Raw genomic sequence first — 12,643 nt, forward strand, 5'->3', positions numbered from 1 at the left:
TTTCGTTATAATAAATTGAAAGGCTTATTTTTTTCTTCGTAAATTTTAAATTTCGAAGATTGGTCTTAATGACGATTGTCGCATTGAATATTAATTTCTTCATTCGATTTATCAATTATAGAAATACTCGGACAACCAAAAGAAAAATATTCAAAGCCAAAAACAACTTCAGGTTTATTTTTGAAAAGTTTCCCTGTCCATTGGTCAACAGAATCTTCTCCGTTTTCATAATTTAATGGTGAAGGAGATGTGCCTTCGCTTTGGCTGAAAAGTTTTTCGATTACCACATTTTTGCTTTTAGAATCGACAACCAAAAGGCGTCTGCCATAAATTATTTTATTGCTATCTAGGTAGTCTTGTAAAAAATACTCATAACTCTCTGTTTTGAAAAAATATGTATTTCCTGTTAATGTGTTCTTTAGCAAAGTACGGTAGTCATTTTTCAATGGTTTTGACGGATAATCCTTTTTTGCGATTTTTTTCCATGAAATGGGCTTCAAATGTTCTTGTGAAAACGGATTTTCTTTGCCTACATAAACCAAAGCATCTCTGTAATATTCACTGAAACCGTTTAAATGTTTTTTGTTGATTTCGAAACCAATCATAAAATCATAATTATGATATGGCCAATCTTCCGTAGAAGAATACCCGTTTAACATTGCAGCTGTTTTCAGGTTTTTTACTGCTAAAGAAACCAGTTTATTTTTGGCATAATCGTAAACAAACAATGAATCGGTTTCTGAAATATTGGTTTTAGACAAAAATCTTTTTCTGTAGTTTTTGTCGAATGTAAAATATTGCGCATCATCTTTTCCCATTTTTTCTATGTTGGGCAAAACGAGCGTATCTTTTTCGTCGTTAACAGGATAAATATCCGAAAGAGAAACAAAAGCAACATCGCTGCTATCTTTTGGAATAACATTAAATAGATAAATGCTTTCTTTTTTTGAAGCTTCTTCAGTTTGAAGAGTATCGGTTTTAGTTTCTGCGTGTTCTGTTACTTCAGGAAGTGTAGTTGTTGAGATATTTTCTTTTTTGTTGCAGGCAAATAATAGAATTATAAAAGTGGTTGATAAAAGAAACGATTTTGTTGTCATTATTTAAATTTGGTTTTGGATTTCTCTATGTACGAAAGTACTTTAATTTGTTTGAATTGGAAAATCAAAAGTTTAATGATTGATATGTTTTAAAAGCTGTTTTTGTCTTTATTCTTATAAATGTTTTTTTGTTTTATACCATTTGGCGTGAATAAAAATTTAAGATTGAGTATTTGTTATAATTTTTTTATTGAGATAATATTTCCCGTCTTTTTATAGAAAGTAATGGTTTTGTTTGGTCCGCCATAAAAGAGAGTCAAAGTCAGCGTGCTATCTGTTTCACTTTTAAAAATAATATTTTTTGCCGTCCTGATTTTGATATCCAGATTATCATTGAGAAGCTCCGAATCGGTGCATTTAATAATTCTTTTTTCAAACAAACCTTTCTTTTCAATTACTTCCAGCCACGGTTGAACCATCACGCCATAGCCCACAATTTGCGCTCTGTAATTTTCGTTGAGATTTTTATTTTGATATAAGCCTAAAGATGTGCTTGAAAGCAGTAAAACATAAAATGGAAGCATCATAGCCATAATGCTCATTGCAAACATTACGATTATGGCTGCCAAAAGAAGTTTTGCCATGAGTTTTTTCCAAAAAACAATAATTATTACAAAATTGCTTATCAGCCAAAGCCATGATAAAACAACGTCGCTGTAATAACCACGTAGACTGATTTCTTGAAAGTAATACAAAAGACAGTCCATCACAAAAAATGCACAGATAATGAAATAGACTCGCAATATTATTCTTTTACTTTGGCTCATAATTTTTTTAAGGTGTAGTTTAAAGTAAATATTGTAAGAATAGATAAAGTTAAAATAGGGAGAAAAGAAAATTTAAGAGTATACATTATTTCTTCTTTAAAAAGATAAGTACTCCAAGAAGATTCTCGATCTACAAAAATGGTGTAATTCCAAAAAAACCAGATTAAGATTAACAATACTAATTGAAGTGTAACTTTTAGATTCCTGTTTTTAATTAAAGAAAAAGGTAGAAAAACTATTGATAAGAAAACAGTAGAAAACAAAGTCATTAAATAAGCATCGTCAAAAAAAGAACAATCTAAACATGCACTCGATGGTTTGTTAGAAAAACTGCCCATTGCCCAATAGATTTCTAGTAAGGTAAAAATGAAAAGTATAACTGCAATTATAAGAGGTTTTTTTATGATTGAGAATATTTTGTTTTTTAAGTTTTGATTCATTTTGAAACATTTGATAAACTATTAAAAATACTGTGTTTTGAATTTTGTCTCATACAAAAATAGAAAACAGGTTTTGAAGAAATATCTTTCAAAAAAGATAATTGTATCAAAATGAGTCTTATTAAAAAATAAAAGACTTAACTGTTTGATAACATGAAAGATATTTTTGATTATTTACCTTTAATTAAAATTTTAATTATGGATATTAATTGGAACATAATAGCGATTGTAGCAATATTGGTAATTATTCTTGTTGTGCTAACAATCAGAAAAAATCAGCGAGAAAAAAAGAAACTGGAAAAATTGCTGAACAATGATTTTAAAAAAGCTGAGAAAGATAGAGTTGATGCAGATGATGCTGCAAATGAGAAATAGATAGAATTAGTTTTTCTAAAAAAATAAAACCCTTGTAAAACAGAATTTACAAGGTTTTTTTGTTTTGTGGAGAATACCGTCCCGATGTATCGGGATATTTTAGCTTTTTGTTATTATTAGCTTTTCGATATATTTTCTGCTTTTCATTTTTTTGATTTGCAATTCTCTTTTGCAGGCTTCACTTCTTGTTAAGAATTTCTCAGAATATTTTAATTCCCAATCTTTCACAACTTTTGTGAATTTACTTCTGCTATTTAAATGGTCTTTTAAACGCTGTTCAATATTTTGGCATGAACCAACATAGTATTTGTCTAATGTTTTTGAATATATAATGTAGATGTAAAACATAAAGTGTGTATTAAAAAAAATACCCAAGCAGAATCAGTATCTGCTTGGGTATTTTTAAATTATTTGTGGAGAATACCGGATTCGAACCGGTCGCCTCTACGCTGCCAGCGTAGCGCTCTAGCCAAATGAGCTAATCCCCCGTTATTGTTTCGGAGTATAGATTCGAACTGTCGCCTTCCCGATTTTTCATCGGGACGCTCTAACCAAATGAGCTAATCCCCCGCTATTGTTTCGGAGTATAGATTCGAACTGTCGCCTTCCCGATTTTTCATCGGGACGCTCTAGCCAAATGAGCTAATCCCCCAAAGTTGTTAACAAATAAAGTCAATTAATTCTCAAAAAACAAATTTCGAGAAGTTTCGGATGAATTATTTTCAAAAGCGTAACTTTACCTTTAAATGTAATTTTTATGAGCCTAGAAAATACAAACGGAAGCTTAGAAACTTCTTTTCAAAATGCTGTTGCGATTGTGCAATTTGGTCATCCTGCAAGTAATTCTTTTCCGCGTGAATTGTTAAATAGCCTTACTGCTGAAATTAATTCTTTAAGCAGAAATGAAAATGTTTCGGTTATTATCTTAAAAAGCGAAGGAGAAAAAACGTTTTGTTCAGGAGCTTCTTTTGATGAACTTTTGAAAGTCGAAAATGAAGAACAAGGCGTAGAATTCTTTTCGGGTTTTGCACATTTGTTGAATGTGATGCGAAATTGCAATAAAATTATAGTTGGTCGTGTACAAGGAAAAGCCGTTGGAGGCGGTGTCGGAATTATTTCGGCTTGCGATTATGTTTTTGCAACTTCTCGAAGCGATATAAAATTATCTGAATTAGCTATTGGAATTGGACCTTTTGTGATTGAACCAGCAGTTTCTAGAAAAATAGGAAAAACGGCAATGACCGAAATGACTTTGGCAGCTCACGAATGGAAATCGGCTGATTGGGCTTTTCAAAAAGGACTTTATTCTGTTTTAACTTCTGCTGAAAAACTAGATGAAGAAGTCGAAAGTTTTGCCCAAAGATTAAGCTCTTATAATCCTGAAGCGCTTTACGAAATGAAAAAGATTATTTGGGAAGGAACAGAACAATGGGAATCTCTTTTGTTTGAACGTGCCGCTATTACGGGAAAATTGGTTTTGTCTGATTTTACTAAAAATGCTTTATTACAGTTTAAAAAATAATTTGAACAAGATCCTGCAAGGTTTTCAAAACCTTGTAGGTTTGATTGATAGAATAGAAAAAATATTTCATAAATACCTACAAGGTTTTGAAAACCTTGCAGGATTAAAACATTTTTTAAAATGAAACTTATTTCGTTAATGCAAAAAGTTGACATTGCAGAGAAAATTAAAGATGCTCCTGACAGCGGTTATCAAATTGGAGTTGTCATTGGATCTTTCATTCCGTTTCTAGTTTTGGGCGGAATTGCTTTGTGGATGTATCTTAGAGCTAAAAAAAGAGCTAAAAACGGCAATTAATTTGTAAATTTGCAAGCTTAAAATTAAAAATCGATGAGTAATATCAGAATTACAAAACAATTTAGTTTCGAAACCGGTCACGCTTTGTACGGTTACGACGGAAAATGCAAGAACGTTCACGGACACAGTTATAAATTATCGGTAACAGTTATTGGTTCGCCAATTACAGACCGATCGAATGTAAAGTTCGGAATGGTGATTGATTTTTCTGATCTAAAGAAAATTGTAAAAGAAGAAATCGTCGATCAATTTGATCATGCTACAGTTTTCAATCAGACCACACCGCATATCGAATTGGCAAATGAATTGAAAAACCGCGGGCATCACGTAATCTTAGTAGATTATCAGCCAACAAGCGAAAATATGGTGGTTGATTTTGCAGAGAGAATCGTGGCAAGACTTCCAGAAGGAATTTCTCTTTTCTCATTAAAACTTCAAGAAACAGAATCGTCTTTCGCAGAATGGTACGCTTCTGATAATTTGTAAAAAAAGTTAAAAGTTAAATGTTTAAGAGTTAAATGTCGAAACGAATAATTTCTAGCACGTATTTTAAACATCTAACCCCTAACGAATAACTCCTAACTCCACAAATGAAAAAAATATATTTTGCTTCAGATCAGCATTTTGGTGCTCCAACTCCAGAATTGAGTTTACCGCGCGAAAAGAAATTCGTGGCTTGGCTTGATGAGGTTAAAGAAGATGCTGAAGCCATTTTTTTATTGGGAGATTTATTTGATTTCTGGTTTGAATATAAAACGGTTGTTCCGAAAGGTTTTGTTCGAATTTTAGGCAAGTTGGCTGAAATTCGCGACAGCGGAATCCCAGTTTATTTTTTTGTCGGAAATCATGATCTTTGGATGAATGATTATTTTGAAACCGAATTGAATATTCCTGTTTATCATGATAACAAGGAATTTACTTTTAACGGAAAAACTTTCCTGATTGGCCATGGCGACGGAAAAGGTCCTGGCGATAAAGGCTATAAAAGAATGAAAAAGGTATTTACAAATCCGTTTTCAAAATGGCTTTTCCGTTGGTTGCATCCAGATGTTGGCGTAAGTTTGGCTCAATATTTATCGGTTAAAAATAAACTAATTTCTGGTGCTGAAGATGTAAAATTTTTAGGTGAAGAAAACGAATGGCTGGTTTTGTATGCCAAACGAAAATTAGAAACCAAACATTACAATTATTTCATTTTTGGACACCGCCATTTGCCTATGATTATTCCAGTTGGAGAAAACTCCGAATATGTAAATCTTGGCGATTGGATTGGATATTTTACTTACGGTGTTTTTGACGGTGAAAAATTCGAGCTTAAAAAATTCGAAAAGTAATTACTTTGCATTCGGATAAATTCCGATTTTATGCGTTCGCAGAATATATTCTGAAAGCTGTTTGCTGTTTGAAAGCTGAAATTTAATTGCTCCAGATGCTTTTTTCGGCATGTGACATTCTACACAATTGCTAGCTAATAGCTTCTCAGACATTGTTTTTAAAGTGTTTTCTTTATGTTTTAAACCTTGATGGCAACTCATGCAGATTTTAGAATACGAAGCCATATTTTTAGAAGCATTTTCATGTGGATTATGGCAAGTAATGCAATCCATTTTATCGCTCTTCATAAAACATTTGCTTTGTGCCATCAAACGGTATTGATTGCCATGAACATCAAAATTTGCTGTGTCGGTAATGCTTTTGGTCTCACGAAAGAATTCTGATAAATTATTTCCAGGTTTAAAATCAAAACGAGATTTTAATTTCATTCCGTCATTTCCTGCGTGACATAAAGCGCATGCATCTAATCTTTGCTGTCTGTTTAAAGTTTTAAAACTCGTAATGCTATTAGCAACTTTTACGTTTGGATTTTTTAAATGAAAATCAACATGTTTTTTGGCTGGACCGTGACAGCGTTCACAGTCAATTCCGTAAACAATTGTTTCTTTTCTAATGATATCTTCAAAATCCATAGACATCATATTTCTTTCATCAGAATTTTGATTCACGCTTCGGCTGCTGGCATTTGAGGCATGGCACGAATAGCAGTCTTTAACCACCATACGGTCAAAATAAGGCTTGTCGGCAGGAAAACCAGGACTTGTTGCCCAATTGTTTATGGAGTGATAAAAAGAAACTGGCAGTTCGTATGTGTTGTTGTCTTTCCAATAAACAGAAGTCTGAGCATGCTTGGTTCCAAAAACAATTTCAAATTTGTATTTGGCAGTTTCTTTACCGTTTTTATAAACAACTTGATACAAACTGTCTCCACGTTTTTCCATGACCAATTTGGTCTCTTTATCGTAAATGAAAGTATGATTTTTAGAATCGAAATCGCCTGAAACATTTCCTAAAATTGCTGGAGCAGTCGCCTTAAAATGCGAACTTTTGAATGCCATTTCAGACTGAACTTTATGGCATTGTATGCAGCTTTCTGACCCCGCATAATCAGTTCCGCGCGGATCAATATATTCCTCTGATTTGTTGTTGCAGCTGACAAAGAGAATTGCCAGAAGTGATAAGGTAAGTAGAAATGCAGCTTTTTTCATTGCTGTAAATATACTTTTTTTTGAATTGAATCAAAATATATTTCAATAATGAAAGAATGCTGTTAAAATATTTAGAATGCTTCTTAATTCATGCCGACTCCATAAACATATTCATCCAGTTCAATTTTAAATAAAGAACCTTCAACCAAATCTTTAATCGATTTTAGTTCGGTCATATTTACAGCCAGATCAATAGAATTGCAAGGTGTTTTCAATAAAAACTTATGGCAAGAATATTTCATTTCGCATGCTTCGCAACAAGCGTTTTCAATCATGCTGTCTTCGATCAAATCACAAAAATGATTCAATTCCTGTACGGTAAAATAAAAACCAGTTTCCTTAAAAACCAATTGCACTTTGTCGGAAATCGTAGTATTGTTATCTTTCCAGTAAAAAGCTATGCCAAAGTTGTTATGATATATTTGTTCAATTTCTCTCATCGTAATCCTTTTATTTCAACAAATATAAATATTATTTATATCAATTCTAAATAAAAAAATCATAAAAAGTTTGAAAAAAAATCTTTGCTCGGTTTGGTTTAGTTCATGCCTGAACCGTAAATATATTCGTTGAGGTGAAGTCGAAATAAAGAACCATCAACTAAGTCTTTTATAGAATCTAATTCCTTCGGTGATATTTCTAAATCTATAGCAACATAGGGAGTCTTCAATAAAAATTTATCGAAGGCGCGTTTTACGCCATTTGTATCGTAATCATTATGGTCTGTTACGCAGTCTTCAATTAAATCGTGAAATTCATTTAATTCTTGAACTGAAAAATAAAATCCCATTTGTTTAAAAAGCAACTGGATTTTATCTGATATAATTTCGTTGCCTTCTTTCCAATAAAATGAAATTCCAAAATCGTTTCGGTATATCTGTTCGATATCTTTCATGGCAATTTTTTTAGGCCACAAAGATACGAACTCTTTGTACTAATACTTGATTAAGAAAAGCATAAAAAAAAGCTAAAAATAAGGATTAGTGTTTTGATTTTTAGTTGTTTATGTTAGGTTTTGCAGTTCGCTTTTTTATAAAACTTAATTGTTATTTCAACCAATATTTTAACTTGGAAAGAAAAGCAGTCTGTTGGTCAACAAATAAATAATGCGAGCAATTGTCTAGAAAAACAAAACGTTTTTCGCCAGTTATTGCCTTAAGAGAATTAATTTGTGCCGATGAAAAAATGCCATCTTGTTTTCCGTAAATTCCATAGATCGGAACTCCAGCGGTTTTGATTTTCTTTAAAATCGGACGCGTATCAATATTGTTTTGCTTTTCGTTTTGATAAAAAACTAAAGGCGCATTTTTATTTCGAATATTGGTTTTGAAAAATTCTCCTGCTTCGTAATTAGCATATAATTTTTTAGATTCTGCTGTTGGATTTGGCATTTTGAAGAAATTGTTTTCTCCTGCCAATTCAAAGCACTTTTTTCTATAATCGGCTGAATTTTTATTTAGATTTTCTACAATATTGATTCTTTTTAATTGTGCAGAATCGTTACTGTATTTCTTTTTTAAAGTATCTAAAATATGATCGTAAGTTTCCTGTTGAGAAAACAAAGCACCAGCCAAAACCAAAGCGCTTACATTCTGCGGATATTTATTAGTATAAAGTGTTGCTATTAAACCGCCAAAACTATGGCCTAGAATAATTGCTTTCTTTAAATGATATGTTGCATAAATCGAATTTAAATCTTGAAAAGCTTCGTCATAAGTAAACTTTGCATTTGGATCTGCAGATCTTCCTTCACCTCTTCGGTCATAAGCAATCACATAAAAACCTTGATCAGCTAGTTTTTGAGCTGTTGTTCCTTCAAACAATGTTGCATTGCCGCTTGGGCCACCGTGTATAAAAATTATGACTTTATTCTTTTCGTTTCCGTAGGTTTTGATATAAAGATTTTGTCCGTTTGCAAAAAAGGATATCGATAAAATAAAAGCTAAGAATAATGATTTCATTTATTCCAATTTATGATGATCATCCATATCTTTTTGAAGGTCTAAATTTCTAAAAGTAGGAGATGCAAATCCAAAACCTAAAACGGTCAAAAGTGTAACGCTTCCTCCAAAAATTACAGAAGTAACAGTTCCCATTAGTTTTGCGGTTGCACCACTTTCGAAAGCACCTAATTCGTTAGATGATCCAACAAAAATTGAATTTACAGCACCCACACGGCCACGCATATGATCTGGAGTTTTAAGCTGTAAAATGGTTTGGCGAATTACTACCGAAATTCCATCGGCCAGACCGCTCAAAAATAAAGCGAAAACAGAAAGCCAGAACGAAGTTGAGAATCCAAACAAGATGATAGATAATCCAAAAACAAAAATGGCGGCCAAAAGTTTTTTACCGGCATTTTTATACAAAGGAATATAGGCCGAAACAATCATGGTTATAAAAGCTCCAACAGCAGGCGCAGCTCTTAAGATACCAAAACCTTCAGAACCGACTTTCAAAATATCTTGTGCAAATACAGGCAATAACGCTACCGCGCCTCCAAAAAGAACCGCAATCATATCAAGAGATAATGCGCCTAAAACAATTTTATTTTTGAAGACAAAAGTCAAACCTTCAGTTAAACTGTCTTTGATTGATTCTCCAATCTTCGGATTTATAATTGGTTTTGCACTGATTTGTGACAAAGCAATTAAAGAAAGAATTGAGAACCCGAAAACTAGACACATTGACCAATGAACACCAATCCAGTTAATTGAAAATCCTGCTAATGCCGGTCCCATAACAGCTCCAATTTGCCAAACGGTGCTACTCCAAGTAGCGGCATTTGGATATGCTTTTTTAGGAATAATAAGCGATAGAAGAGCAAAAATAGTTGGTCCAAGAAAAGCACGAACTAATCCGCCAAAAAATACTAAAGCGTAAATAGAATAAAGTATAATATTTGAAGACCAGCCTCCAACTACTTTTGGCCAAGTCAATAAAAATAATCCAAAACTAATTACAGAAAAACCTAAAATACATTTTACCAATAATCCTTTTTTCTCTTTTTGATCGACGATATGTCCAGCAAATAAAGCCATTCCGACCGCAGGGATAACTTCCATTAAACCAATAATTCCTAAAGAAAGTGGATTTTTGGTTAAGCTATAAACTTCCCATTCGATTACAATAAACTGCATTGACCAGGCAAAAACCATCGCGAAACGCAATAATAAAAACACGTTGAATTCTCTGTAACGAAGTGCCTGATACGGATCAGGTTTGTTGGATTTAATTTCTTCCATCTGTTCTAATGTCTTTCAGCATAAGCTGAGTTGAAATGTTTCCGTTCCATTCATTTTCGGCAATTGTATACGCCAGCTGAAACGGATTTTGATTTTTTGCTATGTCTAATTTTTTTCCGAGTCCAAAGCCAATTGCGGCGATTCCATCAGAATTATTTTGTTTGACGAAAAGTCTTAAATGTTCTTCTTCAGCTCCAAGAGTTTTGGCGTAACCTGTATCTATAAGATTTCGGGTCATAAAAACTGGCGTCATATTCTGGGGGCCAAACGGTTCAAATTGTTTTAAAATGCGGATTAGTTTTGGAGTGATGTCTGAAAAATCAATTTCAGCATCAATTTCAATTTCTGGAGTTCGCATTTCGGGTTGAATGGTTTCTTGTACGCATTTCTCAAAAGCTTCTTTAAAAAGCTGATAATTTTCGGCTTTCAAAGTCATTCCAGCCGCGTACATGTGTCCACCAAATTGTTCCAAATGTTCTGAACACGCATCTAAAGCATTATAAACATCAAACCCTTTTACAGATCGGGCAGAGGCTGCATATTTATCTCCACTTTTAGTGAAAACTAAAGTTGGACGATAATACGTTTCTATTAATCTTGAAGCTACAATTCCGATTACGCCTTTGTGCCAATCTTCTTGAAAAACAACGGTTGAAAAACGCTCTTCTTCGTTATTTTGTAAAATCTGCTGAAAAGCTTCTTTGGTGATTTTTTTATCTAAATCTTTTCGATCTGCGTTGTATTGTTCAATTTCTGAAGCGAATTGCTGTGCCTGTTCTAAGTTAAATTCAGTTAATAATTCAACGGCATGATTCCCGTGTTTGATTCTTCCAGCAGCATTAATTCGAGGAGAAATAATAAATACGACATCGGTAATATCTAAAACTTTCTTTTTGACTTGATGAACAAGTGCTTTAATTCCAGGTCTTGGTTCGCTATTAATGACTTTCAAACCGAAGTAAGCCAAAACACGATTTTCTCCCGTTATCGGAACAATATCGGCAGCAATTGCTGTAGCGACCAAATCTAAATACGGAACTAAATCTTCTATTGTCTCGTTTCGATTTTGACCTAAAGCCTGTATCAGTTTAAAACCAACACCGCAACCGCATAATTCATCATACGGATATTGACAGTCTTCTCTTTTCGGATCTAAAACAGCAACGGCATCAGGAAGAATTTCGCCAGGACGGTGGTGATCACAAATAATAAAGTCTATGTTTTTGGCTTTCGCGTAAGCGATATGATCAATAGATTTGATTCCGCAGTCGAGAGCAATAATTAAAGAAATTCCGTTATCGTCTGCGTAGTCAATTCCTTTATATGAAATTCCGTAACCTTCGTCGTAACGATCGGGAATATAAGTGGCAATATGAGGATAATGTGATTTTAAATAGGATGAAACCAAAGAAACTGCTGTTGTTCCGTCTACATCATAATCGCCGAAAACTAGAATGTTTTCTTCGTTTTGAATGGCGCGTTCAATTCGCGCAACGGCTTTATCCATATCTTTCATCAAATACGGATCGTGAAGATGTTCTAAAGAGGGACGAAAGAAATTTTTCGCATCTTCAAAAGTCTCAATTCCACGCTGAATTAGCAGTGATGCTACAAAATCTTCTACATTTAAAGCTTGCGCTAAATGTTTAATTTTTTCTTCAGAAGGTTTTGGTTTTAATGTCCAACGCATGGGTTGATTTTGGATTTTAGATTTTAGACTTCAGATTTTTGAAATCGTTTAATCTTATTGGTAATTTTTTTTGCCACAGATTAAAAGGATTTAAAAGATTATTTTTTTTGCCACGAATTACACAAATTTTCACTAATTTAATTCGTGCTAATTTGTGTAATTGCTTCGCCTATTCGCTATCGCTTGGGTCGTGGCAAACTTTTATTAATCTGTGTTAATCTTTTTAATCTGTGGCGAAATATTTTGTACAAAAAAAGGCTTCGACTACGCTCAGCTTGACAAATGTTATTTTGCTTCTAAAGCATTTCCTTCAAACTCAATTCCGTTCCAACCTAAGTTGATGAAATTTCTAATGTTTTGGTGATTTGTTCCATTTGGATCTCCTAGAACTTCTTCAAAATAAAAAGCGCCAAAACAAGCTAAAGTTTCTTCTTTACTTAAATTTTGCAGTTTTGCGAATGAAAACAATTTGCAAGAACCTGAATTTTCGCCTGCTGCATTATGTTGTGTTCCGTTTTGAAAAGCAGTTGGAGTAAAATTGTAATTTTCTTCAATTACCGCAATAGTTTCAGGAAATGTAATTTGTGTTGGAGTTTGTTTTACTTTTTCTAAAAAGGCTTGAATGCTCATGATTATGATTTGATTTTTTTTTTTGCCACAGATTAAA

The 12,643-nt window shown here is 33.1% G+C and carries 15 protein-coding genes and 1 tRNA gene; 5 read left to right on the top strand and 11 right to left on the bottom strand.

Annotated elements, in window-relative coordinates:
- Positions 1-65: 65 nt before the first annotated feature.
- Both DMB71_RS09930 and DMB71_RS09935 read right to left on the bottom strand, forming a co-directional pair.
- Positions 66-1,097 (bottom strand): oxidoreductase, encoded by a 1,032-nt coding sequence (locus DMB71_RS09930; protein WP_111365759.1) that lies wholly within the window; start codon positions 1,095-1,097, stop codon positions 66-68.
- Positions 1,098-1,273: 176 nt separating this feature from the next.
- On the bottom strand, positions 1,274-1,681 hold the full coding sequence (locus tag DMB71_RS09935; RefSeq protein ID WP_204251780.1) for a hypothetical protein: 408 nt from the start codon (positions 1,679-1,681) through the stop codon (positions 1,274-1,276).
- A gap of 776 nt (positions 1,682-2,457) precedes the next feature.
- On the opposite strand from DMB71_RS09935, the gene DMB71_RS09945 reads away from it, so the two are divergent.
- Positions 2,458-2,679, top strand: coding sequence for a hypothetical protein (locus tag DMB71_RS09945; RefSeq protein ID WP_111365764.1), 222 nt, complete (start codon positions 2,458-2,460; stop codon positions 2,677-2,679).
- A 99-nt stretch (positions 2,680-2,778) separates the two neighbouring features.
- Here the strand turns inward: DMB71_RS09945 and DMB71_RS09950 are convergent, their stop codons facing one another.
- Together DMB71_RS09950 and DMB71_RS09955 are read right to left on the bottom strand one after the other, a co-directional pair.
- Positions 2,779-3,027, bottom strand: a complete 249-nt coding sequence (locus DMB71_RS09950) for a GIY-YIG nuclease family protein (RefSeq protein WP_111365766.1) — start codon at positions 3,025-3,027, stop codon at positions 2,779-2,781.
- Between the two features lie 66 nt (positions 3,028-3,093).
- Positions 3,094-3,167, bottom strand: a tRNA-Ala gene (locus DMB71_RS09955).
- 269 nt (positions 3,168-3,436) lie between these two features.
- Between DMB71_RS09955 and DMB71_RS09970 the strand changes: the two genes are divergently transcribed.
- The 4 genes from DMB71_RS09970 (at position 3,437) to DMB71_RS09980 (ending at position 5,832) form a co-directional block, all read left to right on the top strand.
- Positions 3,437-4,201 (top strand): enoyl-CoA hydratase/isomerase family protein, encoded by a 765-nt coding sequence (locus DMB71_RS09970; protein WP_111365767.1) that lies wholly within the window; start codon positions 3,437-3,439, stop codon positions 4,199-4,201.
- A 120-nt stretch (positions 4,202-4,321) separates the two neighbouring features.
- On the top strand, positions 4,322-4,498 hold the full coding sequence (locus DMB71_RS22080; protein ID WP_204251781.1) for a hypothetical protein: 177 nt from the start codon (positions 4,322-4,324) through the stop codon (positions 4,496-4,498).
- Positions 4,499-4,531: 33 nt separating this feature from the next.
- Complete coding sequence (locus DMB71_RS09975) at positions 4,532-4,984, top strand: 6-pyruvoyl trahydropterin synthase family protein (RefSeq protein WP_111365769.1); 453 nt, start codon at positions 4,532-4,534, stop codon at positions 4,982-4,984.
- A gap of 104 nt (positions 4,985-5,088) precedes the next feature.
- Positions 5,089-5,832 carry a UDP-2,3-diacylglucosamine diphosphatase gene (locus DMB71_RS09980; RefSeq protein WP_111365770.1) on the top strand — a complete coding sequence of 248 codons (744 nt, stop codon included), beginning with the start codon at positions 5,089-5,091 and terminating at the stop codon, positions 5,830-5,832.
- Here the strand turns inward: DMB71_RS09980 and DMB71_RS09985 are convergent, their stop codons facing one another.
- From DMB71_RS09985 to DMB71_RS10015, 7 genes are all read right to left on the bottom strand, one after another.
- Positions 5,833-7,041: a cytochrome c3 family protein gene (locus DMB71_RS09985; protein WP_111365772.1), complete on the bottom strand. Its 1,209-nt coding sequence runs from the start codon at positions 7,039-7,041 to the stop codon at positions 5,833-5,835.
- 83 nt (positions 7,042-7,124) lie between these two features.
- On the bottom strand, positions 7,125-7,481 hold the full coding sequence (locus DMB71_RS09990; protein WP_111365773.1) for a hypothetical protein: 357 nt from the start codon (positions 7,479-7,481) through the stop codon (positions 7,125-7,127).
- Between the two features lie 98 nt (positions 7,482-7,579).
- Positions 7,580-7,936, bottom strand: a complete 357-nt coding sequence (locus DMB71_RS09995) for a hypothetical protein (protein WP_091135406.1) — start codon at positions 7,934-7,936, stop codon at positions 7,580-7,582.
- Positions 7,937-8,087: 151 nt separating this feature from the next.
- The gene (locus DMB71_RS10000) at positions 8,088-9,002 is read right to left on the bottom strand and encodes an alpha/beta fold hydrolase (RefSeq protein WP_111365774.1); all 915 of its coding nucleotides are present in this window, start codon (positions 9,000-9,002) and stop codon (positions 8,088-8,090) included.
- The gene (locus DMB71_RS10005) at positions 9,003-10,286 is read right to left on the bottom strand and encodes an MFS transporter (RefSeq protein ID WP_111365776.1); all 1,284 of its coding nucleotides are present in this window, start codon (positions 10,284-10,286) and stop codon (positions 9,003-9,005) included.
- Positions 10,273-11,976: a single-stranded-DNA-specific exonuclease RecJ gene (recJ, locus tag DMB71_RS10010; protein WP_111365777.1), complete on the bottom strand. Its 1,704-nt coding sequence runs from the start codon at positions 11,974-11,976 to the stop codon at positions 10,273-10,275. Before recJ ends, DMB71_RS10005 begins: the two co-directional genes overlap by 14 nt.
- Before the next feature lie 285 nt (positions 11,977-12,261).
- Entirely contained in the window at positions 12,262-12,606 is a 345-nt protein-coding gene (locus DMB71_RS10015) for a HopJ type III effector protein (protein ID WP_111365933.1), read from the bottom strand.
- Positions 12,607-12,643 lie beyond the last annotated feature (37 nt).

It is taken from the genome of Flavobacterium tistrianum, assembly GCF_003254545.1.
Lineage (GTDB): Bacteria > Bacteroidota > Bacteroidia > Flavobacteriales > Flavobacteriaceae > Flavobacterium > Flavobacterium tistrianum.

What these genes read in the sequence shown, in the direction of transcription:
- DMB71_RS09930 (WP_111365759.1), bottom strand. Translation starts at nt 1,097, where the DNA reads ATGACAACAAAATCGTTTCTTTTATCAACCACTTTTATAATTCTATTA.
- DMB71_RS09935 (WP_204251780.1), bottom strand. Translation starts at nt 1,681, where the DNA reads ATGGCAAAACTTCTTTTGGCAGCCATAATCGTAATGTTTGCAATGAGC.
- DMB71_RS09945 (WP_111365764.1), top strand. Translation starts at nt 2,458, where the DNA reads ATGAAAGATATTTTTGATTATTTACCTTTAATTAAAATTTTAATTATG.
- DMB71_RS09950 (WP_111365766.1), bottom strand. Translation starts at nt 3,027, where the DNA reads ATGTTTTACATCTACATTATATATTCAAAAACATTAGACAAATACTAT.
- DMB71_RS09970 (WP_111365767.1), top strand. Translation starts at nt 3,437, where the DNA reads ATGAGCCTAGAAAATACAAACGGAAGCTTAGAAACTTCTTTTCAAAAT.
- DMB71_RS22080 (WP_204251781.1), top strand. Translation starts at nt 4,322, where the DNA reads ATGAAACTTATTTCGTTAATGCAAAAAGTTGACATTGCAGAGAAAATT.
- DMB71_RS09975 (WP_111365769.1), top strand. Translation starts at nt 4,532, where the DNA reads ATGAGTAATATCAGAATTACAAAACAATTTAGTTTCGAAACCGGTCAC.
- DMB71_RS09980 (WP_111365770.1), top strand. Translation starts at nt 5,089, where the DNA reads ATGAAAAAAATATATTTTGCTTCAGATCAGCATTTTGGTGCTCCAACT.
- DMB71_RS09985 (WP_111365772.1), bottom strand. Translation starts at nt 7,041, where the DNA reads ATGAAAAAAGCTGCATTTCTACTTACCTTATCACTTCTGGCAATTCTC.
- DMB71_RS09990 (WP_111365773.1), bottom strand. Translation starts at nt 7,481, where the DNA reads ATGAGAGAAATTGAACAAATATATCATAACAACTTTGGCATAGCTTTT.
- DMB71_RS09995 (WP_091135406.1), bottom strand. Translation starts at nt 7,936, where the DNA reads ATGAAAGATATCGAACAGATATACCGAAACGATTTTGGAATTTCATTT.
- DMB71_RS10000 (WP_111365774.1), bottom strand. Translation starts at nt 9,002, where the DNA reads ATGAAATCATTATTCTTAGCTTTTATTTTATCGATATCCTTTTTTGCA.
- DMB71_RS10005 (WP_111365776.1), bottom strand. Translation starts at nt 10,286, where the DNA reads ATGGAAGAAATTAAATCCAACAAACCTGATCCGTATCAGGCACTTCGT.
- recJ (WP_111365777.1), bottom strand. Translation starts at nt 11,976, where the DNA reads ATGCGTTGGACATTAAAACCAAAACCTTCTGAAGAAAAAATTAAACAT.
- DMB71_RS10015 (WP_111365933.1), bottom strand. Translation starts at nt 12,606, where the DNA reads ATGAGCATTCAAGCCTTTTTAGAAAAAGTAAAACAAACTCCAACACAA.